At 60.7% G+C, this 22282-nt stretch carries 18 protein-coding genes; all 18 read left to right on the top strand.

The window, feature by feature from the left end:
* Positions 1–10: 10 nt before the first annotated feature.
* The 18 genes from tssC (at position 11) to FFH90_RS00280 (ending at position 22255) form a co-directional block, all read left to right on the top strand.
* Positions 11–1486: a type VI secretion system contractile sheath large subunit gene (gene tssC, locus FFH90_RS00370; protein WP_019580436.1), complete on the top strand. Its 1476-nt coding sequence runs from the start codon at positions 11–13 to the stop codon at positions 1484–1486.
* A gap of 12 nt (positions 1487–1498) precedes the next feature.
* Positions 1499–1906 carry a type VI secretion system baseplate subunit TssE gene (gene tssE / locus FFH90_RS00365; protein WP_018927433.1) on the top strand — a complete coding sequence of 136 codons (408 nt, stop codon included), beginning with the start codon at positions 1499–1501 and terminating at the stop codon, positions 1904–1906.
* Between the two features lie 10 nt (positions 1907–1916).
* Complete coding sequence (locus FFH90_RS00360; RefSeq protein WP_138866520.1) at positions 1917–2429, top strand: PAAR domain-containing protein; 513 nt, start codon at positions 1917–1919, stop codon at positions 2427–2429.
* A complete protein-coding gene (locus FFH90_RS00355) occupies positions 2426–3232 on the top strand; it encodes a hypothetical protein (RefSeq protein WP_168206148.1) in 807 nt (268 codons plus the stop codon). Before FFH90_RS00360 ends, FFH90_RS00355 begins: the two co-directional genes overlap by 4 nt.
* 285 nt (positions 3233–3517) lie before the next feature.
* Complete coding sequence (locus FFH90_RS00345) at positions 3518–3718, top strand: hypothetical protein (protein ID WP_019650072.1); 201 nt, start codon at positions 3518–3520, stop codon at positions 3716–3718.
* Between the two features lie 63 nt (positions 3719–3781).
* A complete protein-coding gene (tssF, locus tag FFH90_RS00340) occupies positions 3782–5569 on the top strand; it encodes a type VI secretion system baseplate subunit TssF (RefSeq protein ID WP_019650073.1) in 1788 nt (595 codons plus the stop codon).
* Positions 5533–6540, top strand: coding sequence for a type VI secretion system baseplate subunit TssG (gene tssG, locus FFH90_RS00335; RefSeq protein WP_018927440.1), 1008 nt, complete (start codon positions 5533–5535; stop codon positions 6538–6540). Before tssF ends, tssG begins: the two co-directional genes overlap by 37 nt.
* Before the next feature lie 13 nt (positions 6541–6553).
* Positions 6554–9202: a type VI secretion system ATPase TssH gene (gene tssH / locus FFH90_RS00330; protein ID WP_138866519.1), complete on the top strand. Its 2649-nt coding sequence runs from the start codon at positions 6554–6556 to the stop codon at positions 9200–9202.
* 10 nt (positions 9203–9212) lie between these two features.
* Positions 9213–10730, top strand: a complete 1518-nt coding sequence (locus FFH90_RS00325) for a sigma-54-dependent Fis family transcriptional regulator (protein WP_138866518.1) — start codon at positions 9213–9215, stop codon at positions 10728–10730.
* A gap of 93 nt (positions 10731–10823) precedes the next feature.
* On the top strand, positions 10824–10964 hold the full coding sequence (locus tag FFH90_RS00320; protein WP_018927443.1) for a hypothetical protein: 141 nt from the start codon (positions 10824–10826) through the stop codon (positions 10962–10964).
* 17 nt (positions 10965–10981) lie between these two features.
* On the top strand, positions 10982–12178 hold the full coding sequence (tagH, locus tag FFH90_RS00315) for a type VI secretion system-associated FHA domain protein TagH (RefSeq protein WP_138866517.1): 1197 nt from the start codon (positions 10982–10984) through the stop codon (positions 12176–12178).
* 5 nt (positions 12179–12183) lie between these two features.
* Positions 12184–12684, top strand: coding sequence for a type VI secretion system lipoprotein TssJ (gene tssJ, locus FFH90_RS00310; protein WP_018927445.1), 501 nt, complete (start codon positions 12184–12186; stop codon positions 12682–12684).
* A gap of 2 nt (positions 12685–12686) precedes the next feature.
* A complete protein-coding gene (gene tssK / locus FFH90_RS00305; protein ID WP_138866516.1) occupies positions 12687–14018 on the top strand; it encodes a type VI secretion system baseplate subunit TssK in 1332 nt (443 codons plus the stop codon).
* 5 nt (positions 14019–14023) lie between these two features.
* Positions 14024–14899 (top strand): type IVB secretion system protein IcmH/DotU, encoded by an 876-nt coding sequence (gene icmH, locus FFH90_RS00300; RefSeq protein WP_018927447.1) that lies wholly within the window; start codon positions 14024–14026, stop codon positions 14897–14899.
* 13 nt (positions 14900–14912) lie between these two features.
* Positions 14913–18452, top strand: a complete 3540-nt coding sequence (gene tssM, locus FFH90_RS00295) for a type VI secretion system membrane subunit TssM (RefSeq protein WP_168206147.1) — start codon at positions 14913–14915, stop codon at positions 18450–18452.
* Complete coding sequence (locus tag FFH90_RS00290) at positions 18452–19180, top strand: PP2C family serine/threonine-protein phosphatase (protein ID WP_138866515.1); 729 nt, start codon at positions 18452–18454, stop codon at positions 19178–19180. Before tssM ends, FFH90_RS00290 begins: the two co-directional genes overlap by 1 nt.
* Positions 19177–20193, top strand: coding sequence for a serine/threonine-protein kinase (locus FFH90_RS00285; RefSeq protein WP_168206146.1), 1017 nt, complete (start codon positions 19177–19179; stop codon positions 20191–20193). The genes FFH90_RS00290 and FFH90_RS00285 overlap by 4 nt, the downstream gene beginning before the upstream one ends.
* A 28-nt stretch (positions 20194–20221) precedes the next feature.
* Positions 20222–22255 (top strand): type VI secretion system tip protein VgrG, encoded by a 2034-nt coding sequence (locus tag FFH90_RS00280; RefSeq protein ID WP_138866514.1) that lies wholly within the window; start codon positions 20222–20224, stop codon positions 22253–22255.
* The last annotated feature ends 27 nt before the right edge of the window (positions 22256–22282 follow it).

Genomic DNA, 22282 nt, shown 5'->3' with positions numbered 1-22282 from the left:
AGCCAACACAATGAGCACTAGCGCAGCACAGCAAAAGAGCAACGAGAACGGCGAATACAGCATTCTCGACAGCATCATCGCCGAAACCCGCCTGACCCCGGATGACGAAGCCTACGACATCGCCAAGCGCGGTGTGTCGGCGTTCATCGAAGAGCTGCTCAAGCCGCAGAACAACGGTGAGCCGGTCAAGAAGGCCATGGTCGACCGCATGATCGCCGAGATCGATGCCAAGCTCAGCCGCCAGATGGACGAAATCCTGCACCACCCGGACTTCCAGTCCCTGGAATCGTCGTGGCGTGGCCTGCAGTTGCTGGTCGACCGCACCAACTTCCGCGAAAACATCAAGATCGAAATCCTCAACGTCTCCAAGGACGACCTGCTGGATGACTTCGAAGATTCGCCGGAAGTGATGCAGTCGGGCCTGTACAAGCACATCTACACCGCTGAATACGGCCAGTTCGGTGGTCAGCCGGTTGGCGCGATCATCGCCAACTACTACATGTCCCCAAGCTCGCCGGACGTGAAACTGATGCAGTACGTGTCCAGCGTAGCCTGCATGTCCCACGCGCCGTTTATTGCTGCCGCCGGCCCGAAATTCTTCGGCCTGGAAAGCTTTACCGGCCTGCCGGACCTGAAAGATCTGAAGGATCACTTCGAAGGCCCACAGTTCGCCAAATGGCAGAGCTTCCGTCAGTCGGAAGACTCCCGTTACGTTGGCCTGACCGTGCCGCGCTTCCTGCTGCGTAACCCGTACGACCCGGAAGAAAACCCGGTCAAATCGTTCGTGTACAAAGAAACCGTCGCCAACAGCCACGAGCACTACCTGTGGGGCAACACGGCCTACGCGTTCGGCACCAAGCTGACCGACAGCTTCGCCAAATTCCGCTGGTGCCCGAACATCATCGGCCCACAAAGCGGTGGCGCGGTTGAAGACCTGCCGTTGCACCACTTCGAAAGCATGGGCGAAATCGAAACCAAGATTCCTACTGAGGTTCTGGTTAGCGACCGTCGTGAATACGAACTGGCCGAGGAAGGTTTCATCTCCCTGACCATGCGCAAAGGCTCCGACAACGCGGCGTTCTTCTCCGCAAGCTCGGTGCAGAAGCCGAAGTTCTTCGGCATCAGCGCTGAAGGCAAGGCTGCAGAGCTCAACTACAAGCTCGGCACCCAACTGCCGTACATGATGATCGTCAACCGCCTGGCTCACTACTTGAAAGTGCTGCAGCGCGAGCAACTCGGTTCGTGGAAAGAACGTACCGACCTCGAGCTGGAACTCAACAAGTGGATCCGCCAGTACGTGGCCGACCAGGAAAACCCGAGCGCCGAAGTCCGTGGCCGTCGTCCACTGCGCGCAGCCCAGATCATCGTCAGCGATGTTGAAGGCGAGCCGGGCTGGTACCGCGTCAGCCTGAACGTGCGCCCGCACTTCAAGTACATGGGTGCCGATTTCACCCTGTCGCTGGTTGGCAAGCTGGACAAAGAGTAAACGGAGCGACTCATGACTGGATACGGCAGCCTTTTCGAACGCCTGGGTGGCGACGCGGACAAACGCGTCGGCTGGAGCCGCGAGGTTTCCGCCATGGCGTCGGTGGCTGCCCATCTGGCCAAGATGCTCAGCACCCGTGCGGGCAGCGTGCAAACGCTGTCCGATTACGGGCTACCCGATCTCAATGACATGCGCCTGAGCCTGCACGACTCCCTGAGTCAGGCCCGCCGGGCCATCGAAAGCTTCATCGAAGCCTACGAACCGCGCCTGAGCAACGTGCGTGTCATCTCCCTGCCGCGTGACAACGATCAGCTTCGCCTGTCCTTCAGCATCGAAGGCCTGCTGGAAGTTGATGGTTTCAAGCGCCAGGTCAGTTTCGCCGCGCGCCTGGATGGCAGCGGTCAAGTAAAGGTCAATTAAGGAGACTCCGATGTCCGGCAAACCCGCAGCACGCGTATCCGACCCCACCGCTTGCCCGCTCCCCGGCCACGGCACCAACCCGATCGCCGCCGGTTCCGGCGACGTGTTCTTCGACGGCCTCGCGGCCGCCCGCCAAGGCGATGCCTCGGCGTGTGGTGGTGCGATGGTTGGCGACCTTGCAACGACTGTTTTGATTAACGGTAAACCGGCGGCGACCGTGGGTTCCGTTGGTGCTCATGGCAATAAAGTTACGGCCGGGTCTTCGACGGTGATTATCGGGAGCTCTCACACACCGGTTCCGTTTATTCCGCCGGTTCCATTGATGCTGTTTTCCCATTGTCAGCATGTTGTGATGGAAGATCAGGATGGAAATCCACTTCAGGATATTCCTTATCAGATTACAACCGCCAAAGGCGAAGTTATCTCCGGGCAAAGTGATGCAATGGGCAGAACCCAGTTGGTAGGGGGGGAAGAAGGTGAAACTTTTGACTTTCACGCCGCAATTGATGGAGCGTCGGTATGAGTGCCGAAATTTTGTCTACCTTGATGGCGCGGTCAATTGCGTTAACTCCAAAGTCAGATCCCGTCGGGAAAAAAGTTACCTATAAAGTATTCTGGAAAACGACTGCTTTCTGGACGGATGCAGATATTGCTGCTTATCACGACGAAGCACCATTGATTGCGGAAAAACTGATCAATGAAAAATATTGGGATAAAAACGGCGCTGTAAAAAATAATAAGTTTACGTGTGAAGACTTTGCTCTGAGGGTTTTATGCGAATTTGCGTCTAAGCGTGGATTGCCGGTAAAGCTGAAAACGGGTGTTAGAACTTACCGGAATATGGAGAATTACACCGCAGCGCAGCATGATCGTTACGCTTCCAATATGTACGGCTTTAGCGAAATGGTCATGTTGACCTATGGTGCTCCGGATATGCAGGAAGTGGGTGAAAATACTCTGGCTGTGGATGCAGTAGAAAGCCTGATGCCCGGGGACATCCTTGCGCAGGCTCTTGATCGTCCTGGAGATGTTGCGCACCATATCCAAGTCGTAGTCGGAATTAATGCCTCCAGAATTGACATCAGGCAGGGTAATACTAGTGGTTGGAGTACCCGCCCTAATACAACATTTCAGAGATTGATTGGCTCTAACATGGCTGATCCGCAGAATGATGGATATGCGGGTATGTCGATTGAAAAAGGATTTTATGAGAAGGCGGTTGTTGGGTGGGATTATAAAAATATGGCTAAAGGCTCTACGGATGAAGACTTTTTGAAAAACTTCCAATTGTATCGTTGGAATTTCATGGGGTTTAATAAAAAATGAGTTTTGACGTCTATTTGGCAGTGTTGGCTGATAGTGATTTGTTTGGCACTTTGGCGATTTTTTGTTTTTTTGCGGCGATTGGTAATTTGTTTGTTAGGGTTAGAAACTCAAAGTGGCACCGAGTTTTGACTTTTTTGTGTCTGGTGTCCATTACATTGCTCGAAGTGGTTGGCAGTTATTATGCCAACTTACCGCCTGCGTGAATGCAGACTTTTTTCTGTGGTGTTTTGGCACTGAAACTGCTGCTGCTCTACAACGGAAGTTTTACTCAAGAGGATGTAAGGGATGAGCGGTTATCTGGCCGTATTAGCTGACAGTGACCTATTCGGTACGTTGGCCATTTTATCGCTGATTCTAGCCCTGACTGGGCTACGCAATAAAAGCCGTAACTCGAAGCTTCATAGGTTGCTGACGTTCATTGTCTTGATGGCGATACCGGTGATGCACGGCATTGGCACCTATTTCCTGAATTTGCCTCCCGCATAAATATGACCACTGAGCAAAAACACGTATCTAGCTCACCCAAATTCAAAACCAGGCAGCCCATCCATGTCCTTTAACCACTACTACCAAAGCGAACTCACCGCACTTCGCCAGTTAGGTCGTCGTTTCGCCGAGCGTAGCCCGGCGTTGGCGCCTTTCCTTGGTCAGGCCGGGCGGGATCCGGATGTGGAGCGGTTGCTGGAGGGCTTTGCCTTTCTGACCGGTCGTCTGCGCCAAAAGCTCGACGACGAGTTGCCGGAGCTCAGCCACTCGCTGATGCAGTTGCTGTGGCCGAACTACATGCGGCCGCTGCCGGCGTTCAGCATTTTGCAGTTCGATCCGTTGAAGCGTTCCGGGCCGGCGTTGAGGGTTGAGCGTGATACGCCGGTCGAGAGTGTGCCGGTCGATGATGTGCGCTGCCGTTTCCGCACGTGCTACCCGACCGAGGTGTTGCCGCTGGATCTGGCCGCGCTGAATTACTCGGTGAAGGGTGACGGTTCGCTGTTGAGCCTGCGGCTGGAGATGAGCGCGGATGGTCACCTCGGCGAGTTGGAGCTGAGTCGTCTGCGCCTGCACTTTGCCGGTGAGCGTTACATCAGCCAGATGCTTTACCTGAGCCTGTTGCGCAACCTCGAAGGCATTGAGCTGATCCCGCTGGACGGCGCCGGCAAGCCCATCAACGGCGTAAGCGGTCAACCGATGGCGTTCAAGATGCCCGGCGACCGTGTGCAGCCGGTGGGTTTTGCCGAAGAGGAAGCGTTGATCCCGTATCCGCTGAACACCTTCCGCGGCTATCGCTACCTGCAGGAGTATTTCGCTTTCCAGGACAAATTCCTGTTCGTTGATATCAACGGTCTGGACCTGCTCAAGGCATTGCCGGAAGACACCCTCAAGCAAATGCGCGGCCTTGAATTGCGCTTCGATATTCGCAAGAGCGGCATCATGCGGATGCGTCCGACCCTGGACAACGTGAAGCTCTATTGCACGCCGATCGTCAACCTGTTCGAGCACGATGCACTGCCGATTCGCCTCGACGGCAAACAGGACGAATACCTGCTGTTGCCGGCCGAATACGACCTGGAAAACTGCGGTGTGTTTTCGGTGGAAACCGTGACTGGCTGGAAGCCCGGCGGCCTCGGTTATCAAGAGTACGTGCCATTCGAATCCTTCGAGCACGACCCGAGTTTCGACGTGCCCAACAGCCGTCCGCATTACAGCATCCGCCAGCGTTCGTCGTTGCTGCACGACGGCCTCGACACCTACCTGAGCTTCGGCATCCGCCACACCGAAGCCCACGAAACCCTGTCGATCGAGCTGATGTGCACCAACCAGAACCTGCCGCGCAAGCTCAAGCTCGGCGACATCCGCATGGCCTGCGAAGAGACGCCGGAGTTTTTGAGTTTCCGCAATATCACCCCGGCTACCTCGAGTTTCGCGCCGCCGCTGAACCGCGACTTCCTCTGGAAGCTGATCAGCAACATGTCGCTCAACTATCTGTCGCTGGCCGACGTCAACGCGTTGAAGGTGATTCTCGAAACCTACGACCTGCCGCGCTACTACGACCAACACGCGGAAAAAGTCAGCAAACGCCTGCTGGGCGGGCTCAAGTCGATCAAGCACCAGCATGTCGACAGATTGCACCGAGGGTTACCGGTTCGCGGGTTGCGCACCGAGCTGACCATCGACCCGGAAGGGTATATCGGCGAGGGCGACCTGTTCGTGTTCGCTTCGGTTCTTAACGAGTTTTTCGCGCTTTACGCCAGTCTCAATTCGTACCACGAGCTGCGGGTAAAAAGCACACAGGGAGAGGTGTACCAATGGACACCACGTATGGGCCTGCAGCCCCTGCTTTAAGCGGGCTGACCCGGGTAATACGCGAGTACTCGCTGTTTCAGGCCGTGCTGCTGGTGATTGACCGGCTGCGCGATGCACACCCGCACCTGAGCGAAGACGACCTGTACGACCAGCTGGAATTCCAGGCCAACCCGAGCCTGGGTTTCCCTGGCAGCGACGTCGATCGCGTGGAGTTTTTCGAAGAACACGGGATGAGGCGCGCGCGTCTGCGTTTCAACCTGATCGGCCTGGTCGGCTCCGGTTCGCCGTTGCCTGCGTTTTACGGCGAACAGGCGCTGGGTGACAGCGAAGACGGCAACCCGACCCGTAACTTTCTCGACCTGTTTCACCATCGCCTGCAACGGCTGATGCTGCCGATCTGGCGAAAGTATCGCTACCGCGCGAGTTTCCAGAGTGGCGCGCTCGACCCGTTTTCGGCGCAGCTGTTTGCCCTGATCGGCCTCGGCGGCGAAGAGATCCGCAAGGCCCAGGAACTGAACTGGAAACGCCTGCTGCCGTACCTCGGCCTGCTCAGCTTGCGGGCGCACTCGGCGGCGTTGATCGAAGCGGTGCTGCGCTACTACTTCAAGCACGCCGAGCTGACCATCGAACAGTGCATCGAGCGCCGCGTCGAAATCCTCGACGAGCAGCGCAATCGCCTCGGTCGCGGCAACAGCATGCTCGGCGAAGACCTGGTGCTGGGCGAACACGTGCGCGACCGCAGCGGCAAATTCCGCATTCACATCCGCGAGCTCGACTGGCAACGCTTCCACGAATTCCTGCCGATCGGTTTCGGCTACCAGCCGCTGTGCGCGCTGGTGCGGTTCACCCTGCGTGACCCGCTCGATTACGACATTCGCCTGGTGCTGCGCCAGGAAGAAATCCGCGAACTTCGCATCGGTGAGCAGAACGCCTGTCGCCTGGGGTGGACCAGTTGGCTCGGCCGCGAAAAAGCGGACGGCGTGGTGACCCTGGGCAGCAAAATTCATTAAGGACAGATGACACATGATCAACGTAGACCTGCAACAACTTATCCAGGCGCTGGACGCCGAAACCCGTCGTGACCTGGAAAGTTCTGCCGAACGCTGCGTCGCCCGTGGCGGCAGCAAGATCCTCGTCGAAGACTTGCTACTGGGCCTGCTGGAGCGTCCGCAAGGCCTGCTCGCCCGGGCGTTGCAGGATGCCGAAGTGGACGCTGGCGAGCTGAGCGCCGCGCTGCAATCGCGGGTCGAGCACAGCGCCTCGCGCAACCCGGTGTTCGCCCCGGAACTGGTGCAGTGGCTGCAGGACGCCTTGCTGGTGGCCAACCTCGAACTGGGCCAGAGCCAGGTCGAGCAGGCCGCGTTGATCCTCGCATTGCTGCGCAACCCGATGCGCTATGCCGGCAGCCGTTATCAGTCGTTGCTGGCCAAGCTGAACATCGAGCGTCTGAAAGAATTCGCCCTGTCGCAGAAAGAACAACCGGCCACCGGCAAACCGGCGGTGCCCGGCGAATCACTGCTGGAGCGCTTCACCCACAACCTGACCCAGCAGGCTCGCGACGGCAAACTCGACCCGGTGCTGTGCCGCGATGGCGCGATCCGTCAGATGGTCGACATCCTCGCTCGTCGCCGCAAGAACAACCCGATTGTGGTGGGTGAAGCGGGCGTCGGTAAAACCGCTATCGTCGAAGGACTGGCCTCGCGCATCGCCGCCGGTGAAGTGCCGCAAGTCTTGAAAGGCGTTGAGCTGCTGTCGCTGGACATGGGCCTGTTGCAGGCCGGCGCCAGCGTCAAAGGCGAGTTCGAACGTCGCCTCAAAGGCGTGATTGACGAAGTCAAAGCCTCGCCGAAGCCAATCATCCTGTTCATCGACGAAGCCCATACCCTGATCGGCGCTGGCGGCAACGCTGGCGGTTCCGACGCGGCCAACCTGTTGAAACCGGCCCTGGCCCGTGGCGAGTTGCGCACCATCGCCGCCACCACCTGGGCGGAGTACAAAAAATACTTCGAGAAAGACCCGGCCCTGGCCCGTCGTTTCCAACCGGTGCAACTGCACGAACCGACCGTCAGCGAAGCGGTGACCATTCTGCGTGGCCTGGCTCAGGTCTACGAGAAGAGCCACGGCATCTACCTGCGCGATGACGCGGTGGTTGCCGCGGCTGAGTTGTCCGCCCGTTACCTGGCGGGTCGTCAGCTGCCGGACAAGGCTGTCGATGTGCTCGACACCGCCTGCGCCCGCGTACGCATCAGCCTCGCCGCAGCCCCGGAAAGCCTGGAACGCCTGCGTGGCGAGCTGGCCGAAGGTGGCCGCCAGCGTCAGGCCCTGCGTCGTGACGCCGAAGCCGGTCTGCTGATCGATCACGAAGCGTTGGACGCTCTGGAAGATCGCCTGGCTGATGCCGAAGACGAAAAGGTCGCCCTCGAAACGCTGTGGACCGAGCAGAAAGAACTGGCCGAGCGCCTGCTGGAGCTGCGTCAGCAACTGGCCAAGGCTCGCGAAGCCGCTGCTGTCGAACCGAGCATCACGGTTGAAGAAGACGCCGAAGGCAACGTGATCGAAACGTTGCCGGTGGACGAAGCGCAAAGCGTTGAAACCCTGGAAACCGCGCTCAACGAAACTCACAAAGCTCTGACCGAGCTTCAGGTCAAAGAACGCCTGGTGAGCTTCGAAGTCTGCCCGCGTCTGGTGGCCGAAGTGATCAGTGCCTGGACCGGTGTGCCATTGGCGCAACTGGCCCGCGAACACAACGCCAAGGTCGCAAGCTTCGCCACCGACCTGCGCACGCGCATTCGTGGTCAGGAACAAGCCGTTCACGCCCTTGATCGCTCGATGCGCGCCACCGCTGCAGGCCTGAACAAACCTGATGCGCCGGTCGGCGTGTTCCTGCTGGTCGGCCCGAGCGGCGTCGGCAAGACCGAAACCGCGCTGGCCCTCGCTGATTTGTTGTACGGCGGTGATCGTTTCATCACCACCATCAACATGTCCGAGTTCCAGGAGAAGCACACCGTGTCGCGTCTGATCGGTGCGCCACCGGGCTACGTCGGTTACGGCGAGGGCGGCATGCTCACCGAAGCCGTGCGGCAGAAACCGTACTCGGTGGTGTTGCTTGATGAAGTCGAAAAAGCCGACCCGGACGTGCTCAACCTGTTCTACCAAATCTTCGACAAAGGCGTGGCCAACGACGGGGAAGGGCGCGAGATCGATTTCCGCAACACGCTGATCCTGATGACCTCGAACCTGGGCAGCGACCGCATCAGTGAACTCTGCGAAGACGGCGCGCGGCCGACCGCCGAAGTCCTCGAAGAAACCATTCGCCCGGTGCTCAGCAAACACTTCAAGCCGGCATTGCTGGCGCGCATGCGCGTGGTGCCTTACTACCCGGTGGGCGGCCCGGTGCTGCGCGAGCTGATCGAAATCAAACTCGGTCGTCTGGGCGAGCGCCTGAACCGTCGTCAGCTGGATTTCACTTACTCCCAGGACCTCGTCGATCACCTGGCCGAACGCTGCACTCAAAGCGACAGCGGCGCACGCCTGATCGACCACTTGCTCGACCTGCATGTGCTGCCGCTGGTGGCCGACCGTTTGCTCGATGCAATGGCCACCGGTGAAAGCCTCAAGCGCGTGCATGCGACGCTCGACGGCAATGCCAGCGTGACGTGCGAGTTCGCCTGAGGTGGGTGTGATGTTCACTCAAGTGCCGCAACCGCTGGTCTATGCCGAAGCCTTGCTGGCGCAGTTTGCCAGCCTGTCGCGGGCGGCGGACGGTGCTGCGCTGCTGGGTGACTTCGTGCGCGGCCTGGCCGAACTCAGCGGTTGCGAGCTGACGCAGTTGTACCTGCTGGACGCGACCCACACCTGCCTGGGGATGAACGCCGAGTGCCTGAACGGCGTTCTGCAACCCCGGGAAGGGGCCAGCCTGCCGGCGGATTACAACGGTGAACAACTGCTGCAATTCGCCCTGTGCCAGAACCGCGTGGTGTGCCTCAGCGAGCTGAGCGGCAGCCTGCACGAAACCAGTTTCCTGCCGCCCCAGGCCACGCCCTGGCAGTCGCTGCTGTGCGTGCCGCTGGTCAATCAGCAGAAGGCTGTCGAAGGTTTGCTGCTGTGCGCCAGTCGCCGGGTAATCGACCTGCAAGGCTTTGCCGATTCCCTCGGTCAACTGGGCTCGTTCGTGCTCGGCCAACTGCACTTGCTGCAGCGTTTGCGTCAGCCGAACGGTGATACACGCCCGGCGCCTCTCAACGTCCCGAGCGCCAGCGGTTATGGCCTGATCGGCAAGAGCGCGGCGATGCGCCAGACCTATTCGCTGATCAGCAAAGTCCTGCACAGCCCGTACACCGTACTGCTGCGCGGTGAGACCGGCACCGGCAAGGAAGTGGTCGCGCGGGCGATTCACGATTGCGGCCCGCGCCGGTCCCAGGCGTTCATCGTGCAGAACTGCGCGGCGTTCCCCGAGAACCTGCTGGAAAGCGAGCTGTTCGGCTACCGCAAGGGCGCCTTCACCGGTGCTGATCGCGACCGTGCCGGGCTCTTCGATGCGGCCAACGGCGGCACCTTGCTGCTCGATGAAATCGGCGACATGCCGTTATCGCTGCAAGCCAAATTGCTGCGGGTATTGCAGGAGGGCGAGATCCGTCCGCTGGGTTCCAACGACACCCACAAAATCGACGTGCGCATCATCGCCGCGACGCACCGGGATTTGTCGGTGCTGGTCAGCGAAGGCAAGTTCCGCGAGGACTTGTACTACCGCCTCGCGCAATTCCCGATCGAACTGCCGGCGTTGCGTCAACGCGAAGGCGACATCCTCGACCTGGCGCGGCACTTCGCCGACAAGGCCTGCTCGTTCTTGCAGCGCGACGCGGTGCGCTGGTCCGACGCGGCGCTGGATCACCTGTCCGGTTACGCCTTTCCCGGCAACGTTCGCGAACTCAAGGGTTTGGTCGAGCGCGCAGTGCTGCTGTGCGAGGGCGGCGAGTTGCTGGCCGAGCATTTCTCCCTGCGCATGGAAGCCATGCCGGAAGACAGCAGCCTGAACCTGCGTGAACGCCTGGAGCAGGTCGAACGCAGTCTGCTGCTCGACTGCCTGCGCAAAAACGACGGCAACCAGACCCTCGCCGCCCGCGAACTCGGGCTGCCACGGCGCACGCTGCTGTACCGCCTCGGGCGGCTGAATATCAATTTGGGTGACTTCGATGGGTAGGCAAAAGACCGTCGGATCCGCCTCATTCGCTTCTAACAGCGCCACCCGAAAGGGTCGGCGCTTTGTGCTTTGTCTACCTCTGGAGACCCTCTGATGCCTGTTCGTCACTGGCAAGCCGTCCTGCTGACCTTCGTCGTTCTATGCGGCCTCGGCGGCTGTAGCGGCAATTACAAATACAACGACAACACCTATCGCCCATTGGGTGATCCGCAGGCGGTCAATCGCGGCAAGTGACCGCAAGGAGCATCATCATGGAACTGGTTTTCGAAATGCTGAACACCAAGCAGTTCGTGCCCACGGATTTGTGCCAGAAGACCTTCAAACAGGCCGGTGGCGTGATCGGCCGGGGCGAGGACTGCGACTGGATCATCCCCGACCGCAAGCGTCACCTGTCTAACCACCACGCGGTGATCAGCTACCGCGAGGGCACGTTTTTCCTGACCGATACCAGCAGCAACGGGATTCAGGACAGCGAAAGCGGCGCGCGCCTGCGCAAGGGCGAGCCGATGCGCATCGAACACGGCAGCGTGTATGTGCTGGGTGACTTCGAGATTCGCGCGCGACTGGTGCGTGACCCGGCGACGTTCGACGTCGAAGTCGGCCGTCCGCAGGCCGCGGGCAGCATCATCCCGGACGATGCGTTCCTCGACCTTGACCCGCTCAATGCCCTCGACCACCAAGAACGCGTGTACTCGGAGATCGAGGAGCTGATTTCCCCGAGCACGGTGATCGAGGACACCCGTCAGCGTGCCGACTACGCGCGCATCGACATGGAAAGCCTGATGGTGCCGGAGCTGATCGCCGCCCCGGCAGAACCAGCGCCAGCCCCGCTGCCAAAAGCGGTTGAGCGTCAGAGCGAAGGTTTCTGGGAGCACTTCGGTGCGGCGTTGGGCGTGGACCTCAAAGGCCTCGACCACGACGCCCGCGAAGCCCTGGCCCTGAACGCCGCACGCCTGCTCAAGCAGAGCGTCAGCGGTTTGCAGCAGAGCCTGCGCACCCGCAGCGAGCTGAAAAACGAACTGCGCCTGGCCCAGACCACCGTACAAGGCAGCCAAAAGAACCCGTTGAAATTCGCCGTCGATGCCGGTGAAGCGCTGGGCATTCTGTTGCAGGGCAACAAGCCGGGCCAATTGCCGGCCGAGCAAGCGATCTCCCGTGCGTTCCGCGATTTGCAGGCGCATCAGGTGGCCTTGCTGACCGCCAGCCGCGCCGCTGTTCGCGGCACCCTGGAGCACTTCTCGCCGCAACAGCTGACCCTGCGTTTCGAGCGAGACAACAAGCCGTTGCTCGCCACCTCCGGCAGTCGCTGGAGAGCTTATGGGCGTTATCACCAGGCCCTGCGTCAGGACGATGACTGGAGCGAGCGCCTGCTGGCCCGCGACTTCGCCCAGGCCTACGAAGAACAGATCCGCCTGATTTCCACCCTTCACACCGACCACCAAGGATGATGCGCATGTCTCGCTGTTCCACCGCTTTTTTCAAGATGCTGACTGCGTTCGCTGCTTTGGTGCTGCTGGCCGGTTGCTCGTCGCTGTCGCCGTATTCCACCGTGACCAAACTCAACCTGAAGCTGACCGCCAGCGATCAATTGAACCCGGACCTCAACGGTCGTCCATCGCCGATTGTCGTGCGCCTGTTCGAGCTCAAGCACCCGGTGGCCTTCGAGAACGCTGATTTCTTCAGCCTCTACGAACGCGCCAAGGAATCCCTGGCCCCGGACTTGGTGGCCAGCGAAGAACTGGAACTGCGCCCAGGCGAAACCGTCGAGCTCAAGCTCAGCGTGGAAGAGGGCAGCCGTTACGTTGGCGTGCTCGCCGCCTACCGCGACCTGCCGGAAACCAAGTGGCGCTACACCGTGCAAATCACTCCGGTGCAAGTCACCGCGGCTGACCTGACCCTCGATCAGGCCGGCATCCGCAACACCCATGAAACGCTCGCCAAGGCGGATGACTGAACATGAATGCCCATAAAGTCATTTGGCAGGAAGGCATGCTGCTGCGTCCGCAGCACTTCCAGCACAACGATCGTTACTACGACCACCAGATGAAGACCCGCACCCAGTTGCTGGGCAGCTACACCTGGGGCTTCCTCAACCTGGAAATCGACTTGCAGTTCCTCAACATGGGCAAACTGGTGATCAGCCAGGCCTCGGGGATTCTGCCCGACGGCAGCCTGTTCGAACTGGGCGGCAACACCGAGCCGTTGGCCCTGGACGTGCCGCCGAACACCGGCAATACGCCGATCTACCTGGCACTGCCGTTGGTGACGGGTAACCACATTGAGGCCCGCCGCCCGGAGCAATCCGACGTGCTGGCGCGCTACACCGCGTATGAAGCGGAAGTGGCCGACTCCAACGCCGGTGATGACTCCGCCAGCCAGGTCAGTTGCGCCCGTCCGGACTTCAAGCTATTGCTCGGCGAGCAGGAGAGCGATCAGGCCTACGTGAAGCTGAAGATCTGCGAAGTGCTCGACACCACGCCTGACGGCGTGATCAGCCTCGACCCGGATTTCGTGCCGACCTACATTCAGGCGCACTCGTCCAGCTACCTGCTGTCATGCCTCAAAGAAGTGATCAGCATGCTCGGCCACCGGGGCGACACCATCGCCGACCGGATCCGCTCCAACGGCAAGGTCGGCGGCGCGGAAGTCGGCGACTTCATGATGCTGCAACTGATCAACCGCACTGAACTGTTGCTGCGCCATTACCTCGGCCTGGAACAGGTTCACCCGGAAGAGTTGTACCGCACGCTGCTGACCATGCTCGGCGATCTGGCGACGTTTTCCAGCGACAGCAAACGCCCGCGTCTGGACAGCCGTTACCAGCACAGCGACCAGGGCGCGAGCTTCCGCAAACTGATGGAAGCGATTCGTCAGGTGCTGTCGATGGTGCTCGAACAGCACGCCATCGAACTGGTTCTGCAAGCGCGTCAGTACGGGATCATCGTGTCGCCGTTGCACGACCACAAACTGCTGGGCTCGGCTTCGTTCGTGCTCGCGGCCAGTGCCAACTGCGACTCCGAAGAACTGCGCCATCGCCTGCCGGCGCACCTCAAGGTCGGCCCGGTGGAGCGCATCCGCCAACTGGTCAACCTGCACCTGCCGGGCATCAAGGTCAAACCGTTGCCGGTGGCCCCACGGCAGATCGCGTTCCACTCCAACAAAACCTATTTCATCCTCGAACTCAGTTCCGAAGACCTGGCGCAACTCGAACGCTCCGGCGGCTTCGCGTTCCACGTGTCCGGCGAATTCGCCGAGCTTGAACTGAAATTCTGGGCCATCAGGAACTGACCGACATGATCAAGGACATGGAACACACCCAGGACGACAAAACCGTCCTGCTCGACCGCCAGGGCCACGGCCCGGCCTCGAGTCCGCTGACTGACTTCGCGGCACCGCCGCGTTTTGAACAGTTGGAAGAACGGATGATCTATGCCGCGCGCCTGCGCCCGGCCGAAGCGTTCAACATCAGCCTCAATTCGCTGGTGGCGGCGGCGTCCGAGCTGCTGTCGGAAGTGGTGCGGCTCAAACACAGCGACACCCGCGAAGACCTGTACGCGCTCAACGAGCGGCTGACCGCCGGGTTGAAACTGTTTGAAGTGCGGGCGCTGCACAATGGCGCCGAAAGCAGCCAGGTGATGGCCGCCCGTTATGTGCTCTGCACCGTGGTCGACGAAGCTGTCGTGACCACGCCGTGGGGCAACGAAAGCGAGTGGTCGCAGATGAGCCTGCTCAGCAGCTTCCACAACGAAACCTTCGGTGGCGAGAAGTTCTTCCAACTGCTGGATCGCCTGTCGAAAAACCCGGTCAAGCACCTGCCGATGCTGGAGCTGATGTACCTGTGCCTGTCCCTCGGCTTCGAAGGCAAGTACCGCGTGCAAGCCCGCGGCATGCTCGAACTCGAAGGCATCCGCGACGCTTTGTATCGGCAGATTCGCCAACTGCGCGGCGACGTGCCTCGCGAATTGTCGCCGCATTGGGAAGGCTTGAACGATCAGCGTCGCAGCCTGGTGCGCATCGTGCCGGCGTGGATGGTGGTGCTGTTCACCGTGGTGTGCCTGGTGGTGATGTATTCGGGCTTTGCCTGGGTGCTGGGCGAACAACGCGAAACCGTTCTGCAACCTTATCAGCAGCTTGATCCGGCCACGGCTCAGCCGCAGTCGAAGCCGTAAACAGGGACGTGTGATGAAAAAGTTTTTCAAGAAAGTCGGCGCATTCCTGCGCCAGACCTGGGTATGGACCCTGTTGCTGGTGCTGTTCGTTGCGCTGCTGGTGTGGTTCGTCGGGCCGCTGCTGGCGGTCAATGACTACAAATTCTGGGAAGGTTCGACCTCCCGTTTGCTGACCATCAGTGTGCTGTTCCTGATCTGGGGCCTGACCATGGTCTTCGTCAGCTGGCGCGCCGGTGTGCGCAAAAAAGCTGTGGAAGCCACCGAAGACGGCCAGGACCGTATCCGCCGTGAAGAGCTGATCGACGAAGAAGAGAAAGAGTTGAAGGTGCGTTTCAAGGACGCCCTGAAAACCCTGAAAACCTCGAGCCTGTATCGCGGCCGCAGCGAACGCTGGCGCAGTGATTTGCCGTGGTACTTGCTGATCGGCCCGCAGGGCAGCGGCAAGACCAGCCTGCTGGACTTCTCGGGCCTTGAGTTTCCGATCAACAAGATCGACCGCAAACTCACCCGCGACACCCTCGGCACGCGGCACTGCGACTGGTACTTCGCCGACCACGGCGTGCTGATCGACACCGCCGGGCGTTACCTGACCCAGCCGGATGCCGAAGTCGATGGCAGTGCCTGGAGCACCTTGCTCGACCTGCTGCGCAAGCGTCGCCGCAACCGCCCGTTGAACGGCGTGCTGGTGACCATTCCGGTGGAAACCCTGCTGGGCGGCAGCGAGCAGGACCTCGAAACCCTGGCCCGCCAGGTGCGTGCGCGCCTGCAAGACGTGCATCAGAAACTGCACGTCGATGTGCCGATTTATCTGGTGTTGAGCAAGGCCGATCGCCTGCTCGGTTTCGACGAGTTCTTCGATCAACTGACCCGCGAAGAAAGCGATCAGGTCCTCGGCACCAGCTTCCGCAAAGAGCAGAGCGGCACCGATGTGGCCGTGCTGCGCGCCGAGTTCGAAGAGCTGCTGCGTCGCCTCAACAGCCAGGTGATCATGCGCATGCACCAGGAGCGCGACACCCAGCGCCGTGGCCGCATCCTCGACTTCCCGCATCAACTGGGGCAGATCGGCGAGCGCCTGTGCCTGTTCGTCGACCTGGCGTTCACCGGCAACCGCTACCAGCGTGTCAGCCAGTTGCGCGGTTTCTACCTGACCAGCGCACCGCACCTGACTCAACAGATGGACCAGACCACCGCCAGTATCGGCGCCAACCTGGGCATGAGCGCCGGCATGCTGCCAACCCTGCGCAGCGGCCGTTCGCGGTTCATTCACCATTTGCTCAGCCGGGTGATCTTCCCCGAGGCCGACCTGGCCGGTCTGGACAAGCGCGAGCGCAGCCGCATCCACTGGGGTCAACGTGCCCTGTACGTGGGCGCACTGGCGGCATTGGCGCTGTTCGGCATGCTCTGGGCGGGCGGCTTCTCGGCCAACTATGAGCGTCTGGAAAACCTGCGTTCCCTGGCACAAACCTGGAACCAGCAACGCTCGGCCCTGACTGCGCGCGATGATTCCATGGCGGTGCTCAAGACCCTCGACACCAGCTACGCGGCGACACAAGTGTTCCCGAACAAAGGTGACGTGTCGTACCACGAACGTGGTGGCCTGTACCAAGGCGAAGACGCCAACCCGGTGGTCAAGAGCGCCTATGAGCGTGAACTCGAAGCGCAACTGCTGCCACGGGTTGCGACGCTGCTGGAAGGGCAGATCCGCGCCAACATGAAGGACCGCGAACGCCTGCTCAACAGCCTGCGCGCATACCTGATGCTGAACATGAAAGATCGCCGCGATGCGGCATGGCTCAAGGATTGGGTCGCTACCGAATGGTCCCAGCGTTACGCCGGCAACACCGCGGTGCAGAACGGTTTGAACACCCACTTCGAGCGTTTGCTCAAGCAGCCGTTTATCTACCCGCTCAACGAACAGCTGGTGGCGCAGGCGCGTCAGGTGCTGCGCAGCGAGTCGCTGGCCAACGTGGTTTACCGGATGCTGCGCGAGCAGGCTCGCAACCTGCCGGAATACCGCCTGAGCCAACACATCGGCCCGCAGGGTTCGTTGTTTGTCGGCACCGATTACGTGATTCCGGGGTTCTACACCCAACAGGGTTATCAGCAGTATTTCTCGGTCCAGGGTTCGGCGCTGGTCACCGATATCCTGCGTGATAACTGGGTGCTGGGCGAAGGCTCGGGCATCAGCGGCATGGACTTGCGTCGCCTGATGGTCGAGCTGGAGCAGCTGTACTTCCGCGACTACGCCAACTTCTGGAGCGAAGCGGTCGGCCAGGTGGCTCTGCCCGCGATCAGCGATTTCAGTGAGGGTGCCGAGCAACTGGCGGGCCTGACGTCGGCCAATTCCCCGGTGCTGCAACTGCTGGTGGAAGTGCGCGAGAACACTCGGTTCCCGGCGGAAGCCGAACCGGTTGATGAGGCGGCCGATGCCGCTGCAAAACTGGGCGAGCAGAAGGGCAAGCTCGGCAAGTTGGGCAAACTGGCGTCGGCCGCAGCGGACGCGGCGTCTGACATGGCCGCGACCAAAAACCTGCCGGACACCGCGAAGAAATCCCTGCAACGTCGCTTCGAACCGCTGCACCGCTTGCTGGATGACAACAACGGCCCGGCCGCTGATTTGACTCCGGCCCTGCAAGCCCTCAACGACCTGCAAATGCAAATGGCGAGCCTGGCCCGCGCCAGTTCACCGGAGCAGGCCGCGTTCGAAATGGCCAAGACCCGCATGAGCGGCCAGCGTGATGCGCTGAGCACCCTGCGCAATGCGTCGAACCGTCTGCCGCGCCCTGTCAGCGTGTGGTTCAACGTGCTGGCCGAGGACACCTGGCGTCTGGTGCTCAACGATTCCTACCAGTACCTGAACCAGCGTTATCAGAGCGAGCTGTACAGCTTCTACGGCAAGGCGATCAACAAGCGTTACCCGTTCAGCGCCCACAGCACCAGCGACGTCGCGATCAGCGACTTCCGCGAGTTCTTCAAGGCCCAAGGCATCGCCGATCGGTTCTTTGATACCTACATGCGTCCATTCGTCAGTGGCGACCCAGGCAACTACCGCCTGCGCAGCATTGACGGTCACAGCATGCCGATCTCCAAGGTCTACCTCGACCAGATGGCCGCGGCACAAGTGATCCGCCAGAGCTTCTTCGCCATCAACCCGGCCGAGCCGCAAGTGCAGTTCAAACTGGAGCCGTACACCCTCGACCCGGCGGTCAGCCGTTCCGAGTTCAAGTTTGGCGACAAGACCATCGAATACCGCCACGGCCCGATCGTGCCGGTGTCGTTCAAATGGCCGACCGATGCCGAAGACGGTCGCACCAGCCTGGTCCTCGACAAAATGGCTGGCCGCCCGATCGGCATCGAGAAGAACACCGGCCCATGGTCGCTGTTCCGTCTGTTCGACCTGATGCAGACCGAGTACCTGACCGGTCGCGACGTGCTGGTGCTCAAGGCAGACGTGGGTGGCCTGCGCGCCAACTACTTGCTGTCGAGCCAGCGCACGCCGAACCCGTTCGACATGGGCGTGCTGCGCACCTTCCGTATGCCGGTGCAGCTCTGATGCTGGTTGCCAGCCCCTGGCGCAGCGCTGCGCGTACCGATCCGGGCAAGGTTCGGGCGCGCAACGAAGATGCCTTTCTCGACTGTCCACAGCAGGGGCTGTGGGTGGTCGCGGACGGCATGGGCGGTCATCAGGGTGGCGACATCGCCAGCCAATTGATCGTCGCCAGCCTGGCGGAATTGCCGGTGCAGGACGACTTCGACGAACGACTCAAAGGCATTCGCCAGTGCTTGCACTGGCTCAACCGCCGCTTGGGTCAGGAGTTGACCGTCACCGCCGGCCGTCACGACAGCATCATGGGCAGCACCGTGGTGGCGCTGCTGGTGGAAGGCAATCGCGCGGCCTGCATCTGGGCCGGTGACAGCCGTTGCTACCTGTGGCGCGGCCAGCGTTTGTATCAGCTGTCCAAGGACCATTCGCTGCAACAGCAACTGATCGACGAGCAACAAATGAGCATAGAAGACGCTCGTGCGCATCCTGCTGCTCATGCGCTGACCCGTGCGGTCGGCGCTGCCGAGCAACTGACGCTGGATGTGTTGGAACTCGAGGTCTATCCCGGCGATGCGTTTCTGTTGTGCAGCGACGGTTTGTATCAAGGGCTGACTAGCGATGCCCTGGGCACCGCCCTGAGCCTGACCGCACCGCACGTTGCGCTGGAGCGTCTGTTCGACGGCGCTCTGCGTGGCTCGGCCCGGGATAACCTGACTGCCGTGGTGATCCGCCAATGACTGAATTCATGCCACCGATCGACGACCTGCTGGTGACCGAGGAAGAAGCCAATAACCTGACTTACTTCGCGTTCGCCAAGCCTCTAAACGGAAAGCCGCATCAGGCCGAGCTTGCGCTGGCGCCGACCCGGGCCAGCATTGGTGAACTGCCCGACGTGCTCGCGGGACGTTACCGCATCGAGCGTCTGCTGGGGGCTGGTGGCATGGGCGCGGTTTACCGTGCACGGGATCTGCTGCGCGAACAGTTCGGCGATCCCGACCCTTACATTGCGCTGAAAATCCTCAGCGAAGAATTTGCCGAATCGCCGGACGCCAGTGCCTTGCTCTACAGCGAGTTCACCCTGACCCGACGACTGCGCCACAACAACGTGCTGCGTTTGCACACCTTCGAAGTGGACACCGACTGCCAGCGTGCCTTCATCACCATGGAACTCATGCGTGGGCTGACCCTGGACAAATTACTCTGCGAGCGGCCCCTGGGCCTGCCGTGGTTCGAGCTGCGCGAGATCGCGATGCCGCTGCTCGACGCGCTGGCCTACACCCACGCTCGCGGCGTGCTGCACGGCGACCTGAAGCCGAGCAACGTGATGCTCAGCGAAGAAGGCGTGCGCCTGTTCGACTTCGGCCTCGGCCAGGCCGAAGAGGGCATCTTGCCCGGCCTGCCGCACCTGAGCCGCGACCGCTTCAACGCCTGGACCCCCGGCTACGCCGCCCCCGAACTGCTTGAAGGCCAACCACTCTCGGCCAGCGCGGACGTGTACGGCGTGGCCTGCGTGCTCTATGAATTGGCGGGCGGCAAACACCCGTTCCGCCGCTTGCCGTCGACCGAGGCTCGCGACGGCCACCTCGACCGTGAGCTGCACGCACCTCGAAATCTACCCAAACACTGCTGGCCAGCCCTGCGAACGGCGCTGGCTTTCGATGCGGCCAAGCGCACCATCACCGCCGCCCAATTGCGTGACGCCCTGGGCGCCACTTCGTCTTTGCTGCAACGCCTTCGACTGCGGGCGTAACGGATGACTACCGAACAGGGAGCAAGCAATGTTCAACTCAGCTAACGAAACGCACTTCAGCCTCACCGTCGAAGACTATGCCGGCAACCTGCAAGTGTTGTCGTTCACCGGCACCGAAGGCATCAGCCAGCCGTATCGTTTCGACCTGGAACTGGTCAGCGAAAACCCGGACCTGGACCTGGAAAAACTCCTGCACAAGCAAGCCTTTCTGGCGTTTGATCCGAAGGGTTCTGGCATCCACGGCCAGATCTACCGCGTCGCCCAAGGCGATGCCGGCAAGCGCCTGACCCGCTACAAAGTCTCCCTGGTGCCGCATCTGCAATACCTGCATCACCGCACCAACCAGCGCATCTACCAGCAGATGTCGGCGCCGAAAATCATCGCCCTGATCCTCGAAGAACACGGCATCAAAGGCAACGCCTACAAATTCCAGTTGAGCCAGCCGTGCCCGGACCGCGACTACTGCGTGCAATACGACGAAACCGACCTGCACTTCGTCCAGCGCCTGTGCGAAGAAGAAGGCATTCACTACCACTTCCAGCACAGCGAAAAAGCCCACCTGCTGGTGTTCGGCGACGACCAGACCGTGTTCCCCAAACTCGGCCAGCCCACCGCCTACGTCCAAGGCAGCGGCATGGTCGCCGACGAACCGGTGATCAAAGGCTTCAAACTGCGCCTGGAAACCCGCACCGGCCGCGTCACCCGTCGCGACTACGACTTCGAAAAGCCCAACCTGCGACTCGAAGCGGCGTACAAACCCGACGGCGAAAGCACCGAACCGGACCTCGAAGTCTACGACTACCCCGGCCGCTTCCTCGACCGTGCCCGCGGCAAATTCCTCAGCCAACGTGCCCTTGAACGCCACCGCGCCGACTATCAACAAGCCGAAGGCCGTGGCGACCAGACCACCCTCGTCAGCGGCCACTTCCTCGAAATCTCCGACCACCCACGCACCGAGTGGAACGACCTCTGGTTACTCACCGAAGTCGTCCACGAAGGCAAACAGCCGCAAGTGCTCGAAGAGGCGGTGACCAGCGACACCACCGACAACAAAGACGACTTCCACCAGGGCTACCGCAACCGCTTCCTCGCCACCCCGTGGAACGTGTTCTACCGCCCGGCCCTGGAACACCCAAAACCCCGCGTCCTCGGCAGCCAGACCGCCATGGTCACCGGCCCCAAAGGAGAAGAAATCCACTGCGACCCATACGGCCGCATCAAAGTGCAATTCCACTGGGACCGCGAAGGCCTGGCCGACGACAAAACCAGCTGCTGGATGCGCGTCTCTTCGAGCTGGGCCGGCGACCGTTATGGCGCCATCGCCATCCCGCGCATCGGCATGGAAGTGCTCGTCACCTTCCTCGAAGGCGACCCCGACCAACCGCTGGTAACCGGTTGCCTGTACCACAAGGAAAACCAGGTTCCCTACGACCTGCCAGCGAACAAAACCCGCACCGTCTTCAAAACCCTCAGCTCACCGGGGGGCGGCGGGTACAACGAACTGCGGATCGAAGACAAGAAAGGGGCGGAGCAGATCTTTATTCATGCCCAACGGGATTGGGATGAAAACATCGAGCACGACCAGAAGATTCGGGTGGGGAATGAACGCCACGATACGGTGGTGAAGAACACCTACACCGAGCTGAAGGCCGAAGAACATCGCACCACGATTGCTGATCGCAAGACTGAGGCGCGGATGGATGATCACCTGACGATTGGGCAGAACCAGCATGTGAAGTTGGGGACTGCTCAGCTGACCAGTGCCGGGAAGGAGATTCACCTGAAGGCTGGGGACAAGATTGTCATCGAAGCAGGGATGGAACTGACGGTAAAAGCGGGCGGAAGCTTCATCAAGCTCGATGCCGGTGGGGTTACCGTGGTTGGGCCGGTGGTGAAGATTAATGCCGGTGGATCGGCGGGGAGTGGGACCGGGATTGGGATTAAGCCACCGGTGCTGCCGGGGGCTGCGGATAAGGATAAGGCGGGGAGTTTGATGGATCAGGCGTTGGGGAATGTGCCTGAGGAACCTAAACCTAAGACAAAGTACCTGTTATCGCTGTGAAGTCAGCGCTCAATGGATTTGAAAAAA

The sequence above is a fragment of the Pseudomonas sp. ATCC 43928 genome (assembly GCF_005938665.2).
GTDB lineage: Bacteria > Pseudomonadota > Gammaproteobacteria > Pseudomonadales > Pseudomonadaceae > Aquipseudomonas.
Note: the sequence above shows the minus strand (reverse complement) of the source record. Positions and strands in the feature narration are given on the sequence as shown.